Source organism: Paraburkholderia sp. GAS82, from assembly GCF_050436285.1.
GTDB lineage: Bacteria > Pseudomonadota > Gammaproteobacteria > Burkholderiales > Burkholderiaceae > Paraburkholderia > Paraburkholderia phenazinium_B.
Map to the genome: position 1 here is coordinate 180549 of NZ_JBNDLX010000007.1, position 15722 is coordinate 196270.

General features: G+C 60.8%; 13 protein-coding genes. 7 read left to right on the forward strand and 6 right to left on the reverse strand.

Features of this window, described 5'->3' with window-relative positions:
- The first annotated feature begins 94 nt into the window (after positions 1–94).
- Positions 95–799: a hypothetical protein gene (locus P3T17_RS22690; RefSeq protein ID WP_429408983.1), complete on the forward strand. Its 705-nt coding sequence runs from the start codon at positions 95–97 to the stop codon at positions 797–799.
- A 343-nt stretch (positions 800–1142) separates the two neighbouring features.
- On the opposite strand, the gene P3T17_RS22695 is transcribed toward P3T17_RS22690, so the two are convergent.
- Together P3T17_RS22695 and P3T17_RS22700 are read right to left on the reverse strand one after the other, a co-directional pair.
- Positions 1143–1682 carry a cytochrome b gene (locus P3T17_RS22695; protein ID WP_429408985.1) on the reverse strand — a complete coding sequence of 180 codons (540 nt, stop codon included), beginning with the start codon at positions 1680–1682 and terminating at the stop codon, positions 1143–1145.
- Between the two features lie 26 nt (positions 1683–1708).
- The gene (locus P3T17_RS22700; protein ID WP_429408986.1) at positions 1709–2050 is read right to left on the reverse strand and encodes a hypothetical protein; all 342 of its coding nucleotides are present in this window, start codon (positions 2048–2050) and stop codon (positions 1709–1711) included.
- Between the two features lie 273 nt (positions 2051–2323).
- Here P3T17_RS22700 and P3T17_RS22705 point away from each other — a divergent pair, with 273 nt between their 5' ends.
- Genes P3T17_RS22705 through chrA form a run of 3 tightly spaced genes read left to right on the forward strand, consistent with a single transcriptional unit; the run spans position 2324 to position 5661 of the window.
- On the forward strand, positions 2324–2983 hold the full coding sequence (locus P3T17_RS22705) for a response regulator transcription factor (RefSeq protein ID WP_074267775.1): 660 nt from the start codon (positions 2324–2326) through the stop codon (positions 2981–2983).
- Positions 2980–4398, forward strand: a complete 1419-nt coding sequence (locus P3T17_RS22710; RefSeq protein WP_429408987.1) for an ATP-binding protein — start codon at positions 2980–2982, stop codon at positions 4396–4398. The genes P3T17_RS22705 and P3T17_RS22710 overlap by 4 nt, the downstream gene beginning before the upstream one ends.
- Before the next feature lie 27 nt (positions 4399–4425).
- Positions 4426–5661: a chromate efflux transporter gene (gene chrA / locus P3T17_RS22715; protein WP_429408988.1), complete on the forward strand. Its 1236-nt coding sequence runs from the start codon at positions 4426–4428 to the stop codon at positions 5659–5661.
- Between the two features lie 137 nt (positions 5662–5798).
- Here chrA and P3T17_RS22720 read toward each other — a convergent pair whose 3' ends face one another.
- Positions 5799–6533, reverse strand: a complete 735-nt coding sequence (locus P3T17_RS22720; protein WP_429409147.1) for an SDR family NAD(P)-dependent oxidoreductase — start codon at positions 6531–6533, stop codon at positions 5799–5801.
- A gap of 109 nt (positions 6534–6642) precedes the next feature.
- Between P3T17_RS22720 and P3T17_RS22725 the strand changes: the two genes are divergently transcribed.
- From P3T17_RS22725 to P3T17_RS22735, 3 genes are all read left to right on the forward strand, one after another.
- Positions 6643–7011 (forward strand): winged helix-turn-helix transcriptional regulator, encoded by a 369-nt coding sequence (locus tag P3T17_RS22725; protein ID WP_074267772.1) that lies wholly within the window; start codon positions 6643–6645, stop codon positions 7009–7011.
- Positions 7012–7516: 505 nt separating this feature from the next.
- A complete protein-coding gene (locus P3T17_RS22730; protein WP_429408989.1) occupies positions 7517–8383 on the forward strand; it encodes a glucose 1-dehydrogenase in 867 nt (288 codons plus the stop codon).
- Between the two features lie 82 nt (positions 8384–8465).
- Complete coding sequence (locus tag P3T17_RS22735) at positions 8466–10262, forward strand: thiamine pyrophosphate-requiring protein (RefSeq protein ID WP_429408990.1); 1797 nt, start codon at positions 8466–8468, stop codon at positions 10260–10262.
- A 754-nt stretch (positions 10263–11016) separates the two neighbouring features.
- On the opposite strand, the gene P3T17_RS22740 is transcribed toward P3T17_RS22735, so the two are convergent.
- The 3 genes from P3T17_RS22740 to P3T17_RS22750 are packed head-to-tail and all read right to left on the reverse strand — an operon-like array spanning position 11017 to position 14861.
- Positions 11017–13251, reverse strand: coding sequence for a xanthine dehydrogenase family protein molybdopterin-binding subunit (locus tag P3T17_RS22740; RefSeq protein WP_429287986.1), 2235 nt, complete (start codon positions 13249–13251; stop codon positions 11017–11019).
- 31 nt (positions 13252–13282) lie between these two features.
- On the reverse strand, positions 13283–14287 hold the full coding sequence (locus tag P3T17_RS22745; protein ID WP_429408991.1) for an FAD binding domain-containing protein: 1005 nt from the start codon (positions 14285–14287) through the stop codon (positions 13283–13285).
- 10 nt (positions 14288–14297) lie between these two features.
- A complete protein-coding gene (locus P3T17_RS22750) occupies positions 14298–14861 on the reverse strand; it encodes a (2Fe-2S)-binding protein (RefSeq protein WP_429408992.1) in 564 nt (187 codons plus the stop codon).
- Positions 14862–15722: the final 861 nt, after the last annotated feature.

A 15722-nucleotide genomic window follows, 5' to 3' on the forward strand; every position in this document is an offset into this window, starting at 1 on the left:
CGGCGATGGATACGGGGCGCTCCTGTCGTTCCGACTCGACGGTACTTTCATTGGTTCGTTCAGCGACGACCCTCGCATCGTCGATCCTCGCGGCATGAGCGTCAGTCCGGATCGGCAGCATCTTTATGTCAATAGCGGAAACGACCGCATCCTTACACTCGACACCAAAGGGACGGTGGTACGCGACACAGGTGCCGTTCCAGGACTGAATGCCGGAGGTGGCCACCTGGGACCCGATGGCCGCTATTACGTTGGACTGCGTAGCGCGCGGACAATTGCCGCGTTTCCCCCCTATCTCGACGGCGCCGCGCAATCCGTACTGCCCGCCGGTGTGGTTCCGTACCCTCGCGGATTCGCCTTCGGCACGGATGGCAAGCTTTTCCTCGCGTCCGGCATCGGTCCGGACGGTGAGGGTGAAAACAACATCGTCGTGTTTGATCAGGACGGTGAACTGCATGCTTCTCACTTCATTACGGACGACGCAGTGAGTCCACTGGATCTCACGATCGGGCCGAACGGAAACGTGCTTGTGTCCAGCGAGTTTCCCTTTGGAAAACCGGACGCGGTATGTACCGTCCGCGAGTACGACAGTTCAACCGGTAGCCTTGTCCGCGTGTTCCGGGTGGATCGGAAGACGAACTTTCATCGTCCTCGGGGTCTGCGCTTCGACTCCGAGGGATATTTGTTTTGCGTCGCTCAGGACACCGTCATTGCGTTCGACTTCGCCGACGGGCGCTGCCTGGGCCCGATTGTCGATAAGCCAAAGTTGAACGGCCAGGCGATCGCTTTCTTTGCTTGACACACCGATTCGACACGGACGCTATTCCTATTCACCGATGTGGCTTTTCGATCACGAACTGGCGAGCGGCGAGGTTCAGTAACTCCTGCCGGACTGGACGCCGCCCGCCATCCCCATCGTTCGCTTCCTCGCTGGCTTGGACGGTTTGTGGCCGCAATGAGCCCGGTGGTGGTCGACTCAGAACGACCCACAGGGGACGGTTGACCGAAATTCACGAGTCGCGATCGCGGCGGCCGGATTCGGAGTTATGTATTCGGGCCTGTACGATGTGTCGGCTGCATCGGGCCAAACGCTGAGCCCTATTGGCCAGGGCATTTTTCCGATTGCGCCGGAATTGCTAACATTACGGCAACATCCGATGCATGACCTGATCGCGAAGCACAAAGCGGTGAAACAACGCCGCAGCAACATGTACCGCGATCAGTGCAAACAGCACCCACGCCAGGACTCCATGGACGTCCCCCATCGCGTGTCCGAATGCGGAACCTGTCGGGGTCAAGCCGGGGAATGGCACGACGCCTAAAAAATTTACGGTCCAGCCACGTGAAGATGCGTTGATCCATCCCAACACCGGCACGATAATCAGCGCGGCGTAGAGAAGCAGATGGGTGATTCGGGAAGCGGCACTCAATATTGGCGACAATGCGTCGGGCGGAGGCCGATGCGTGAGTCGCCAGATGATTCTTAGCGCCATAGCGGCAACCAGCGTCGCACCGACGCCGAGATGCCACGCGATCAGTCCAACCGGCTTTGTATCGTGATGAACATCAGGCATCGTCCAGCCAATCACGAACTGAATCGTGATCAACACTACGATTGACCAGTGAAGGAGACGCGCTACGCCGTCATAACGTGCTTCAGCCGATCGTCGAAAATCCGCCATGGAGTGGTCGCCTGGTTTGATTGCGTTCATTGCTCGCCCGTGGATTCAACGGAACCCGCGAACATCAGTTTCGAAGATGCTACCGCCAACACCTGGCCCACTCGAAAGCTTTGCGATCGAACCGGAGATGAAGAACCACAGGCATCCGGACAGAACCGAAGCAATCGCGGGCGCGCAAGTCGTCTTGTGACCAGCAGCATGCACGCAATGGCCACCTCCGTTGCTGCGCGAAAGGTCATCCATGTAAGCACGTCTTCGGAAACACGGAACGGGCCGATAGCCAGAAGTGCCGCGGCTTCGATCGCGATGGCAGCAGTTACCGCTGTCAGGAGACAGGCTCGTAGCATGTCGATCGTGGATGGTGTCATGGCGCAACTCGCCGATGCGGATGAACGTAGATATCGAAGGCACTTTCATTTTCCTTGTAGCGATCGATCGACCGATGGACCTCGGCTGGTTCCAGGTGACAACTGTGCATCCATGCGCGGTTAGCTGATACTAATGGCCGAACCTGAAGGAAATCTTAAGCAGGTCGGCATCATGCGCTTTCATTGCCCCAACGTGGTTACACTGGCAAATATGGCCAGGCGCGTTGCCGCGTCGATGACAGTTTTGCCGGATGCTTCTCTGGGCGCACCTGTATGCGAATACTTCTTGTCGAAGATGACGATCTGATTGGTAGTGGTGTCGAAGCAGGACTTCGTCACGCAAATTTTGCGGTCGACTGGACGCAGGACGGTCGCAACGCGCAACTGGCTCTCGAAACCACCGACTATGCGCTGGTCGTGCTCGATCTCGGACTGCCCCGAATGTCGGGCCTCGAACTCCTGGGATGGTTGCGGGGCTGTGGGAAGAATGTGCCAGTGCTTGTGCTCACCGCAAAAGGGACGGTTGCCGACAAGGTGGGCGGCCTCGAGGCGGGTGCGGACGACTACCTCGGCAAGCCCTTTGACCTGACGGAACTCATTGCACGCTGTCGTGCGCTTTTAAGGCGCTCACAGGGGCGCGGCGTCGAAGTCCTCCGATATCGCGCTCTGACTGTCGATCCGGCCGCCAAGACCGTATTGCGCGACGATGTCCGCATTCCGCTGACTGCTCGCGAATGGGCCGTGCTGCATCAGTTGCTGACGCACCAGGGTGTGCCGCAATCCAAATCTCGTCTTGAAGAAAGCTTGTACGGATGGCACGAAGAAGTCGAAAGCAACACGATTGAAGTACATATATCCAACTTGCGTAAAAAGCTTGGGGCGGATTTGATCAAAACCGTCCGGGGTATCGGGTACGTGATGGAGCAGGCATGATGCCAGGATCGATACGCGGTCGACTCGCGCTGCTAGTGCTCGCGAGCATTATCCTGGTGTGGGCTATCGCCCTCGGCTGGAGTTACCGTGAGGCGACGCGCGAGGTGGGAGAATGGGACGACGCGCGCCTTGTTCAACTCGCGCAGTTCATCGTTCTGCTCGATCAGAACGACCTCTCGGTCCTGTCCAGGACGCGTATCGACGCGCGTACCGAATACGGCCGCGGTCCCGGCCACACAAACGGCAACGATGGCGACAAGTCGCCGCGCGAAGCGCTCTTCCAGGTGCGCGATGCGCAGGGACGCGTCCTGGCCAGCAGCGCGCAGCTCGAGTCCCTGGATGCGTTCGAGGTACCAGCCGACGCCACAGCAAGCGCGCGAACGGTAACACTTGGCGGCCAGCCGTGGCATACCTATATGCTTCACGATGGTGTGTCAGGTCGTACGGTACGAGTGCTAGAGTCAACCAATCAGCGCAGTGACCTGACCACCGGGGTGGCACTTCGTATTGCGAAGCCGATCGCTCTGGCGTTGCCAGTTCTCGCATTGCTGGTCTGGATCAGTATTGGTCACAGTCTGGCGCCTCTTGAGGCGCTCTCGAAGGCGATCCGGACAAGAGATGCCAGCAAACTCGAGCCGATCAGGATCGGGCCGACGCCGGTCGAAGTCCGTCCACTTGTCGATGCAATCAATCAACTGTTGTCACGACTAGGACTTTCAATCAACCGCGAGCGAGCATTCACCGCTGACGCTGCGCACGAGCTGAAGACACCGCTGGCCGCGATCAAGGTTCAGGCACAAGTTGCGCTCGCGGCACAGGACGCCGCCCAGCAACAACTTGCCATGCAGCGGGTCGTACAGGGCGTGGATCGCAGCGCCCATCTTGCCGAACAGTTGCTTCTGCTGGCCCGGCTCGACGAACATCGCAAGGTACCTGCGCAACCTGTTGCACTTGCTGCGCTCGTCAAGGATGCCATTGCCACTAACGAGCCAGACGCTCGACGAAAAGGCATGACCGTCGCTATGGTCGGCGACACTAACTACATGGTCATGGCAGAGCCGGTTTTGATGGACATTGTGCTCGACAACCTGATTGACAATGCGATCAAGTATTGCGATGAGGGCGGCCGAGTCGAGGTCTCTATCAGGCGCGATGCCGATGCGGTCGTGCTGACAGTCGGAGATAACGGCCCCGGCGTGGATACGGAGGACATCACGCGTCTGACCGATCGCTTCTTTCGCGTGACTGGCAATGGTGCGAACGGCAGCGGACTCGGCCTGTCAATCGTCGCCCGCATCGCGGAGTACTTTGGAGCAAGGTTGGACTTTGATACTGGCATCGGCGGCCGGGGGCTCGCAGTCCATGTTTCATTTCCCGGCGCCGATGCCAATCGCAATCTCAACGAGCCACGATGACGGCGCGGTGGCACTTCACACCCACGTATGAAAACTGATATCGCATCACCGCACTCGAGTCGAGGAGGTGCCGTCCTGGAAGTTCTCGCGGTCTTCCTCAAGCTTGGACTGACGTGCTTCGGCGGTCCGATTGCTCATCTGGGCTATTTTCGCCGCGAATTCGTCGAGCGGCTTCGCTGGCTTGATGACGAAACCTTCACAGATCTGGTCGGACTTTGTCAGTTCCTTCCAGGACCGTCCAGTAGCCAGGTGGGATTTTCGATCGGCCTTCTGCGAGCAGGGTGGCTTGGAGGACTCGCTGCCTGGTGTGGCTTCACGCTACCCTCAGTCCTGCTGTTACTCTGCTTCGCTGCCATCGCCCCGAACCTGGGTGGCCCGGTCGGTAGTGGCCTGATACACGGTCTGAAGCTTGTCGCTGTCGCCGTCGTCGCTCAGGCAGTTTGGGACATGGCGCGTCGCCTTTGTCCCGATCACCGCAGAGCGGCCATCGCGCTCATCGCTATAGCGGTACTCAGCATTCTGACGACCGCTTATGCGCAACTCATCGTTATCGGCCTCGGTGCTGTGCTCGGATCTGCGTTGTGTCACACGACGGCATCGTCAGACGGCGGCCATGTACCACAACACACACACGAATTCCCTGTTTCCCGCACGGTGGGCGCCGCCGCGCTGATCCTGTTCTGTATCTTGCTGTTCGGGCTTCCTGTCCTTGACGGACTTCGCGCGGGTCAGGCATTCAAGGTCTTCGAGGCATTCTATCGTTCCGGTGCCCTGGTGTTTGGCGGCGGTCACGTCGTGCTCCCGCTTCTGCAACAGCAAACTGTCACAACCGGCTGGGTCACTTCGAACGATTTTCTGGCAGGCTACGGCGCCGTGCAGGCCGTCCCGGGCCCCTTGTTTACATTCGCGGCATTTCTTGGATGGATGATGATCAAAGCGCCGAATCACTGGACCGGCGCGTTGCTCGCTACAGTGGGAATATTTCTGCCAGGCCTTCTACTTGTGCTTGCAGCGCTACCTTATTGGCGAGCGCTACGCGCTCGCCAATCGATGGCGGCAGTGCTTGCAGGAGTGAATGCTGCGGTCGTTGGACTCCTGGCCACCGCGCTGTACTCGCCGATCTGGACCAGTGCGATTCGCTCGGCACTCGACTTTGCCGTCGCGGCCATCGGCTTTTTCCTGCTGACGCGCTGGAAGATTCCACCGCTCGCCGTCGTTGTGGTCTGCGCGCTGGCCGGCATTGCCGAGGCGACCCTGCACTGAATCGACGATGCCCGCAGAAGCCCAGAGAGCTTCCAGGGAGGAACTCGACGCTCACAGTGGACTACATCGATGCATGTCGCCTTGACTGCGATGGATAGCTCACGGCGCATTGAGTTGCTATACGTATATGCCTGGTGTCACAGTTGCGCCAGACCACCGTCAACGGCGACCTCGCTAGCGGTCATGAAGCTGCTGTCCTGCGACGCGAGAAAGGCCGCCGCCGCTCCGATCTCCGCCGGATCGGCCATGCGCTGGAGTGGCGTCATCGAGGCATAGGCCTTCTGACCTTCCTCGCCCAGCGCCTCCTTCGCGAGTTCCGTGGCCGTCGCGCCTGGCGACAGCACATTTACCCGGATGCCAGTGCCCTTGAGATCTTGCGCCCAGGTCCGCGCGAGGTTGCGCACGGCCGCCTTGCTCGCGCTGTACGCGCTCATTCCTGGCGCACCTGTGGTGCCCGCGCTCGATCCGGTCAGGATGATCGAACCGCCCTCGTTCATCAGCGGCAGCGCCCTCTGGATTGTGAAGATCGTACCCTTCACATTGGTGTCGAAGGTTTCGTCGATGTGCTCGGCGGTGATCTTGCCGAGCGGAAGCATGCTTCCCGCCCCGGCATTGGCAAAGACGATGTCGAGTGTTCCGCGCTCGGCTTGCACCGCCGCGTAGAGTCGGTCGAGGTCGGCCTCATCGGAGACCGAGCCTTTCACCGCGCGGACATTGGGCCCAAGTTCGGCGACAGCGGCGTCGAGCGCCTCCTGCCGGCGGCCGAAGATGAAAACGAAGGCACCTTCCTCGATGAAGCGTTTTGCTGCGGCCCGGCCGATGCCGGTAGCCCCACCGGTGATCACAGCGGTCTTTCCATTCAGTCTGGTCATCATGTGCATCCTTCCTTGGCGTGGTTGGGAAGCAGCGAACTGCTTACTTGAGACCAGTATGCAGTTCTGATAACCTCAGTACAAGTATGCACCTTTTGGTAACTGCCAAATGAATGACTGCTCTGAAAAATGCGGTGGCCGGTACTCCTACGGGCTCGCCGCCACCCTCAGTATCATCGCGGGCAAGTGGAAACCGTTGATCCTTTACTTCCTGCTCGACGGCCCGAAGCGCTACGGCGAACTCAAACGCAATGTCCACGGTGTCAGCGCCAAAGTGCTGATCCAGCAATTGAAGGAACTGGAGGCCGATCGTGTGCTGGCGCGGACCGACTATAAGGAGGTGCCGCCACGCGTGGACTACGCGTTAACTCCGCTCGGTCGTAGTCTGGCCGATAAGATCGTCCCGCTTTGCACTTGGGGAACCGAGAACATGGCAGAGATGGTGAACACTCTTGCCGAGCGCGACCGTTCGCTTTAGCAGAATATCCGGAGAACCGCATGCGCCCCTTCGCGTTCCTGGGAGGCGCCTGCGCGTCGACGCCGCGAACGGACTCCAGATAGAGGTCGAAGCCGTGAGTTCTGATGCCATTCAAAGAGGACACATTCAGCTCGCCTAGAGAGAGATTCAGTTATCAAGGAGTGCTGCAACCTGGCTCGCCGTCGCCTTGGCCGATTGCGGATTCCGACCGGTCACGGGTTCCGAAATGTCGGGCGTAATGCACTCTTTTCAATCCGGTCGCAGAATTTTCATACGCGACATAGCGGTCGCCACTGGTTGATCGCTTCACTATCTATGCGGTGTAACGGTCATCTTTAGCGCAAAACGGGACACCGCCGCGGTTGCCGCAAAATTCTCTCCTCGACGTATCGCATCGAATCGTTCTGGTTGCATGCACTAGCGGGATCGCCTCTTGCTGCGACCGATTGAGGACGCAGCACGTAACTTCACGTGGCTCGCGATGTTGAATTCGACGGAGAATGTCATGTCCCACGCCAATCGTCCCGCCCCTCCCTTTCCGGCACAGCAGCAAAGCGACGTGCCAGGCCATACCGCTTCAATGGATCCCGTGCCGGATCACGGTGAGGAATCGTACAAAGGCTCAGGACGGCTCGCCGGCAAGGCTGCGATCGTGACCGGCGGCGACAGCGGCATTGGCCGTGCCGTGGCGATTGCCTTCGCACGCGAGGGTGCCGATGTGCTGATCGCCTATCTCGACGAAGACGACGATGCCCACGAAACCGCGCGCTGGGTCGAAAAAGCTGGCCGGCGGGCCGTATTGTCACGTGGCGATGTGACGGACGCTCACCATTGCAACGCCATCGTGCAGCAGGCGGTCGATGCCTTCGGCAAGCTCGACGTACTGGTCAACAACGCCGCATACCAGATGACGCATGCCTCGCTTGACGAGATCACCGACGAAGAGTGGCATCGTACTGTCGATACCAATATCGGCGCCATGTTCAGGATCACACGGGCCGCGGTACGGCATATGAAACCGGGCGCGTCGATCGTCAACACGGCGTCGATTAACGCCGATCATCCGAATCCGGCCTTGCTCGTCTACGCGACAACCAAAGGTGCGATCCAGAACTTCACGGGAGGACTTGCGCAACTGCTTGCCGGGAAAGGAATCCGTGCGAACTGCGTCGCGCCGGGACCGATCTGGACACCGCTGATTCCGGCAACGATGCCACCGGATAAGGTCGAAAATTTTGGCGCGCAGGTACCGATGAAGCGCCCGGGCCAGCCCGCCGAGCTGGCACCCGCGTACGTCATGCTGGCCTCCGACGAAGCGAGCTACATCTCCGGCGCGACCATCGCCGTCACTGGCGGTGCGCCCATCCTCTAGGATTTCCAAAATCAGGTTCCCGCCACCCAGGCATGTGCCGGTGCCCGAGCCGTCCTCGTCATCTGTTTATTGGGAGATCGCAATGAGCCAGACCGTTGGTGACTTCATCGTCGAACGACTGCATGCCTGGGGCGTAAGGCGTATCTACGGCTACCCGGGAGACGGCATCAACGGCGTATTTGGCGCCCTCAACCGGGCGAAAGGAAAAATCGAGTTCGTGCAGGTACGCCATGAGGAAATGGCCGCCTTCATGGCCTCGGCGCATGCCAAGTTCACCGGCGAGCTGGGTGTGTGCATCGCCACCTCGGGACCGGGCGCGTCGCACCTGGTCACGGGTCTGTACGACGCCCGCATGGATCACATGCCTGTGCTGGCCATCGCCGGCCAGCAAGCTCGGGCAGCAATGGGCGGCCACTATCAGCAGGAGCTCGATCTGGTCTCGATGTTCAAGAACGTCGCCGGCGCCTTCGTCGAACAGGCGAGCGTGCCTTCGCAGGTACGCCATCTCGTCGACCGCGCGGTGCGAACCGCACTCTCCGAGCGCAAAGTCACGGCGATCGTGCTTCCAAACGACCTGCAGGACCTGCCCTACGAAGCGCCGGCCCGCAAACACGGCACTCTGCATTCGGGTATCGGTTACCGCGCACCGCGGGTCACGCCCTACCCGGATGACCTGCAACAGGCAGCGGACGTGCTCAATGCCGGCAAAAAAGTGGCCATCCTGGTCGGTGCCGGCGCACTGCACGCGACGGACGAAGTGATTGCTGTCGCAGAAAAACTCGGCGCGGGTGTCGCGAAGGCCCTGCTCGGTAAAGCGGTCTTGCCTGACGATCTCCCGTGGGTCACCGGGTCGATCGGCCTGCTCGGCACCAGGCCAAGCTACGACCTGATGACCGGGTGCGACACGCTGCTGATGATCGGCTCAGGGTTTCCGTATGCGGAGTTTTTACCGAAAGAAGGCGCTGCACGCGGTGTGCAGATCGATACGAAGGCCGACATGCTGAGCCTGCGCTATCCGATGGAAGTCAATCTCGTCGGCGACAGCGCGGAGACGCTGCGCGCGTTGCTGCCCTTGCTCGAACAGAAAGAGGACCGCGCGTGGCGCAAGAAAATCGAAGGCTGGACCGCTGACTGGTGGAATACGCTCGACAAACGCGCTCATGAACCCGGCAAAGACGGCATCAATCCACAGCGCAGCGTCTGGGAGCTGTCCCCGCGCGTGCCTTCCAATGCCATCGTCACGAGCGACTCTGGTTCGTGCGCGAACTGGTATGCGCGTGACCTCAAAGTGCAGCGCGGCATGATGTGCTCCCTGTCTGGCGGACTCGCGTCGATGGGTGCCGCCGTGCCCTATGCAATCGCAGCCAAATTCGCCTATCCGGAGCGTCCCGTGATTGCACTGGTCGGCGACGGCGCGATGCAGATGAACAACATGGCAGAACTGATTACCGTCGCAAAGTACTGGAAACAGTGGGCCAATCCACGCTGGATCTGCATGGTACTGAACAATGGCGACCTGAACCAGGTGACATGGGAACAACGCGCAATGGAGGGAGACCCGAAGTTCGAGGCATCACAGGATATCCCGTCGGTACCCTACCACCGCTTTGCTGAACTGATCGGCCTGCGAGGTATTTACGTGGACGACGCCGAGCGCATGGGCGCCGCCTGGGACGAGGCGCTCGCCGCCGACCGTCCAGTCGTGCTCGAAGTGAAAGCCGATCCGAACATCCCGCCGCTACCGCCGCACATCACGCTGGCGCAGGCCAAGGCTTTTGCGTCCACATTGATCCGGCGCGACCCGAACGAGGGCAACGTGATCGTCGAGACAGCGAAGCAGGTACTGGATGCGGTAATTCCCGGGCATCGCGACAAATGACGGCGACCGCGTTAGCCAGCAGATATCTTGCGCAAAGGCCGGATACTCTCCATTCAATCCATTCCTCGTGGCCGCTGCGGCATCATCGTAGTTCTGGGCAAGGTTTGCGTAACTGAGGGCGTCGTAGGTATTCAGGTTCACCGAGCCCGCGTACAGCTCTGGTGGAATGCCCTCCTTTGGAGAGCTTGCGCCGCTTTGGACAAAAGTGATGTTAAAGACCGTTAGCTTGCCCCGCCCGTTGCCGTCCTCAACAATCCGAAGGCTCGCATCGAAAGCGACCGTCCCTCTGTAAAACCATGACGTATCCGGGCGTATCGGGACGCTCGAACGGCTCACTACGCAACATTTAGTTATACCGAACAAATAGATATTTATAAAAGCATCGATATTTCGATGCGGATAAAAATGGAGATGCCGCATGAAAAGGTTGATTACTTTCGCATCCGGCCTAGTCTTGTCCTGCGTGTCCACCGCCGCCGGCTTTATCCAGAACAGGAATCGGGCGGCCTACACGCTGGCCGGCACGGCATATTCGGGCCTGGCGATCACTCCCGGCACCGACACGCGCGGCATCGGGGTCGGCCTCGTACACAAATTCCGAGACCACAGCAGAATTCCCGCCCGGCCCACTCGCAGCCGTTTAAAAAAATGCTTCAAGCGACAACCAATCGGGGCCGAAGCTGAAGTACGACCTCGACCTCGACCTCGATCTGCGAGAGGTCCCAGCGCGGCCCCCGTTCGGGATACGACGCTCTCATCTCGCCGCAAGCAGATCCTCGATCATAACCGGCAGCTTGCGCACGCGCACGCCCGTTGCGTGGTACACCGCGCTTGTGATTGCCGGTGCGATTCCGGCGAGCCCGATTTCCGCGATACCCCGGGCGCCAAGTTCATTGAAGATCGTGTCGGGGTGGTGGAGGAAAGTGACGTCGAGTTCAGGCGTGTCGGCGTTCGTCGCGATGATGTAGTCGGCCAGATTACTGTTGATCGGCGCGCCTGACTGCGAGTCGTAGCTCGTGTGCTCGAAGAGCGCCATGCCTACGCCCATCACCACGGCACCCTCGATCTGGTTGCGCCCCGCCTTCAAGTTAAGGATGCGGCCGGCATCGATCACGGTCACCACACGCGACACGCGCAGTTGCGCGATCTCCGGCTGCCACGTCACTTCGGCAAAGTGCGCACCATACGAGTGGAGCGAATATTTCTTCTTGAGCGGGTCGTCGAAACCGCCTTTCGCGCTGCCGCTACCAGAGGCCGAGCGCATCTTCGCCGCGCACAGGATCTGCTGGAACGGCACGCCTTTCTCCGCCGGCTCGTGCTTGCGGTGTACCCGGCCATCGCTCATGCGCAGTTCGTCGGGGTTCATACCGGCAAAGGGAGAGTCGCTTAGCGTTCCGGCGCGCGTCAGCAAAACCTTTACCGCGGCGCGCGCTGCATCCGACACCGCCGGCACGAGTGACGCCGTTGCGGCCGAGCCTCCCGAGATCGGGCCAAGCGGCAATGCCGTATCGCCAAGACCGACTTCGATCCGGTCGAGCGGCAGGCCCGTCTGGGCAGCGACCAGCTGCGCGAGAATGGTATACGTGCCCGTGCCGATGTCTTGCGTACCCGAGACCACGCGAGCCGTACCATCGTCGCGCAAGTCCACAGTCGCCTCCGCCGAAAAGCGCAGGGCGGGCCAGCTGCACGCGCCCACGCCCCAGCCAATTACGACTCCGTCGTCGCGTTTCATCGAGCCGACGCCGGGCGTGCGTTGAGCCCAGCCGAACTTCTCGGCGCCGGTCCGAAGGCATTCGACGAGGTGCCGGGACGAAAAGGGCAAGCCGCTTGATTCATCCACCTCCGGCTCGTTGCGGATGCGCAGCTCAACTGGATCGATGCCGAGCTTGACCGCCAGTTCGTCCATGGCTGACTCAATGGCGAACAATCCTGGCACTGCGCCGGGCCCGCGCATGGCGGTGGGCGAGCCCACATTGCGCTTCACTGTCGTCGATGCAACCCGCAGGTTCGGTACGCTATAGAGGCCGGGAGTGAGTTCACCGCAGGTTTCGGCGTAGACATCGGCGATTGCTGTGTGATTCAGGTACTCATGCGCGAGCGAGCTCAGCTTCCCATCCTGGGACGCCGATAGCCGCACGCGCTGCTGCGTGAGCGGCCGGTGACCGACGTTCTGAAACATCATCTTGCGGCTGACAACGAGCTTCACGGGGCGGCCCGTATGGCGTGCCGCAGCCGCGGCCAGCAGCGAATGTGGCCACATCCAGAGTTTGCCGCCAAAGCCAGAGCCGAGATACCGCGATACGACCCGCACTTTTTCCTTCGGAAGGCCTAGCATTTGCATGAGCGTCCCTTGATGATTCGAGACCGCCTGCGACGTCTCATAGAAGGTGTATGCGTCTCCGTCGAGGCGCGCGACGGTTGCGTGCAGCTCGATCGGGTTGTGCGTCTCGACGGGCGTCACGTAGGTTTCGTCGAGGGTAACCAGCGCGCTGGCAAAGGCCGCGTCCGCGTCCCCGCGCTCGCTCTCCACCGTCAGTTCCTCGTCGGTGGAGAGCGCCGTGCTCACGTCGTGCGGCGCCGTTTCATAACTCACATGGACGGCCGCCGCGGCTGCGCTGGCCGCCTCAAAGGTCTCGGCGATAACGAGCGCCACGTACTGGCCGTAGTAGCGGATCACGTCGTCCTCAAACGGTGGCCGCGCTTCGTCGACAAAGCCCGTATCCATGGAGTTGCCGGAAATGCGATAGAACTGGCCGATGTTGCCGCGATGCAGCACCGCATGCACCCCAGGCATCGCTTCGGCGGCGGCGAAATCGAGCGAGACGATTTTGCCCGCGGCTATCGCGCTGCAGACCGGCACGGCATGCAGCATGTCGGGGAAATGGATGTCGGAGGTATAGGTGGCTTCGCCGCTTACCTTCACGGGACCGTCGATGCGCGAATGCGCGCGGCCGATGACTTCGTGTACGGAATGGAGAACGTCGGACATGGTTGCTTCCTGTTTGGGGGAACGGGCGGGATCAGGCCGGCGTCGTGACGAGCGTCAGCGCGTGCACGAGGCAGCGTTGCGCAAGCTCGACCTTGAAGCCGTTCTCCGATTGCGGCTGCGCATCAGCGAGGGCATCGGCTGCGGCGCGCTGGAACGCCTCCGCGCCCGGAACGGCCCCTGTGAGCGCGGCTTCCGCCTCTCGTGAGCGCCATGGCTTCGTGCCCACACCGCCTAGCGCCACGCGCGCATGGCTTACCTTCCCGTCTACCACGGTGACTATTACCGCGGCGGAGGCGAGCGCGAACTCGTAAGACGCCCTGTCGCGCAGCTTGAGGTACAACGAACGGCCGCCCGGCGCTGGCGGCGGCAGCGTTACGTGTGTGATCAGGTCACCGGGTTCGAGTACTGTCTCGCGTTCGGGAGTATCGCCCGGCAGCAGAAAAAACTCGTCAATGGGCACGCTGCGTTCGCCGCGTGCACCCTGGATGTGCACGGACGCCTCGAGAGCCATCAGCGCTACGTTCATATCCGATGGATTCGACGCAATGCAAGCATCGCTCACGCCGAGGATGGCCTGTGTACGGTTAAAGCCCGTCTTCGCGGCGCAACCCGAACCGGGGTTACGCTTGTTGCACGGCATGGCCGTATCGCGGAAATAGACGCAGCGCGTGCGCTGCAGGAGATTGCCGCCGGTCGTCGCCATGTTGCGCAACTGGGCGGAGGCACCCGAAAGCAGCGCTTGGGAGAGCACCGGATAGGCTCCACGGATCAGCGGATGATGGGCGAGATCGGCATTGCGCACGGTTGCGCCAATCTCCACGCCTCCAGCGGCCGTCGCTTCGATGGCGCCCAGCGGGAGGCGGCTGATGTCGATCACGCGGCCAGGCTTTTCGACATTGAGCTTCATCAGGTCGAGCAGCGTCGTGCCGCCCGCGAGGAAGCGCACTTCGGCGCCCTGTTGTGCGGTATGGGAGGTCGCGCCGACGCGGATGGCATCTTCGACATTGGAGGCGCGGGACAGTTGAAAGAGTTCCATGGCACGCTCCTCAGGCCTTGCCGCGCACGATCTGGATCGCGGCGACGATGTTCTGGTAGGCGCCGCAGCGGCACAGGTTGCCACTCATGGCTTCACGCACGTCGGCGTTGCTCGGGCCGACGGGCTCATCGAGCAACGCGACCGCCGACATGATCTGGCCCGAAGTGCAATATCCGCACTGATAGCCGTCGCATTCGACGAACGCGGCCTGCATGGCATGTAGCGACTGCGAATTGCCGATGCCTTCGATCGTCGTAATCTCGTCGCCTTCGTGATTTGCCGCGAAACACAGGCACGCGTTCACGCGTCGCCCATTGACGTGCACGGTGCATGCACCGCACTGGCCGTGGTCGCAGCCTTTCTTCGTGCCGGTAAGTAGCACGTGCTCGCGCAGCGCATCGAGCAGCGTGGTGCGCGGGTCGAGCGCGAGTTGGTACTGCTTGCCGTTTATCTTCAATTCAACGGGCATGGTCACCGGCTGGGTGGCACGCGTATGGCTTTGCGCCTGCGGGACCTCGGCCTTCGGCCCAACGGTCGGGTCGACGATACGGATGGGAGCGGACTGCTCGGTCATGACGGAACTCCTGACGGTTGGGACAAATCGCCCTGCTCGACGGCTGCCTCGAGGTAAGAATTTTGAGGTTTCTGCAAGCCAGTTGCCAAGCAAACCTCATTCCCGTGAGCGCTCATATTGGCGTGCACGGCTGGAATCCGCCAAGGGGTGCGCGCAAGGCGCAGAAACTTACGCCTGTTCCCGCCCGAAAAACGTGCAAATTCGCGTCTGATTGCTCCTGACGTGCTGGCGCCGCGTCGCGGCGCTTTCATTCTGCCCGTTGTCGCAAACGGGACAGGCGTTCTGATTGGTGTCACGGGCACTCCCGAATAGTTGAAACTGCGACCTTGGCGGAGGCGGTGGAGATGGTAGCGAACACGCCTTGGGCTGTCGCACACGACGTTGTCGAGGTGTTGCCGGTCAAGCCGACACAATAGGTCCACTCACACACGGGCCACGTTCTCGCGCGTTATTGGCCCGCGCGTGTCGAATAAGAGGCTAATGGCCTATCGGCGTTGCGGGACGGGAAACATGATCCGGACGTCAGGCGGAAGAGCAAGCACGTCGTTACCCACAAAGCGCTTTGAAATCAGCGACCTGGATGACGTCTACCGAAGATATTGGAATGCACGGAAAGCCCGAACTGGCGGAAGGCAGCCGATTCCAACGGTTGCCCGCAAAGCGCCGCCAGGTTTGACTCCCGCTCTGCCTTAACACGGACGCGCCGCGCGTCCCATTTTGATCCGCGTAAGAAAAAATTTTTTGCCTGCTGTAACCGTATCGGGCCACGTGACGAACTACCTTACAGATGCGCGAGGATAACGCATCGGTAGTTGCTGGACAGCAGGTTCACCCGATACACACATGGGCCGCATACGCCGC

Bases quoted from the DNA above. Each gene is read 5' to 3' on its own strand.
- chrA (WP_429408988.1), top strand. From the start codon at position 4,426: ATGAAAACTGATATCGCATCACCGCACTCGAGTCGAGGAGGTGCCGTC.
- P3T17_RS22695 (WP_429408985.1), bottom strand. From the start codon at position 1,682: ATGGCGGATTTTCGACGATCGGCTGAAGCACGTTATGACGGCGTAGCG.
- P3T17_RS22700 (WP_429408986.1), bottom strand. From the start codon at position 2,050: ATGACACCATCCACGATCGACATGCTACGAGCCTGTCTCCTGACAGCG.
- P3T17_RS22705 (WP_074267775.1), top strand. From the start codon at position 2,324: ATGCGAATACTTCTTGTCGAAGATGACGATCTGATTGGTAGTGGTGTC.
- P3T17_RS22720 (WP_429409147.1), bottom strand. From the start codon at position 6,533: ATGACCAGACTGAATGGAAAGACCGCTGTGATCACCGGTGGGGCTACC.
- P3T17_RS22750 (WP_429408992.1), bottom strand. From the start codon at position 14,861: ATGACCGAGCAGTCCGCTCCCATCCGTATCGTCGACCCGACCGTTGGG.
- P3T17_RS22730 (WP_429408989.1), top strand. From the start codon at position 7,517: ATGTCCCACGCCAATCGTCCCGCCCCTCCCTTTCCGGCACAGCAGCAA.
- P3T17_RS22735 (WP_429408990.1), top strand. From the start codon at position 8,466: ATGAGCCAGACCGTTGGTGACTTCATCGTCGAACGACTGCATGCCTGG.
- P3T17_RS22710 (WP_429408987.1), top strand. From the start codon at position 2,980: ATGATGCCAGGATCGATACGCGGTCGACTCGCGCTGCTAGTGCTCGCG.
- P3T17_RS22690 (WP_429408983.1), top strand. From the start codon at position 95: ATGAGCGTCAGTCCGGATCGGCAGCATCTTTATGTCAATAGCGGAAAC.
- P3T17_RS22725 (WP_074267772.1), top strand. From the start codon at position 6,643: ATGAATGACTGCTCTGAAAAATGCGGTGGCCGGTACTCCTACGGGCTC.
- P3T17_RS22745 (WP_429408991.1), bottom strand. From the start codon at position 14,287: ATGGAACTCTTTCAACTGTCCCGCGCCTCCAATGTCGAAGATGCCATC.
- P3T17_RS22740 (WP_429287986.1), bottom strand. From the start codon at position 13,251: ATGTCCGACGTTCTCCATTCCGTACACGAAGTCATCGGCCGCGCGCAT.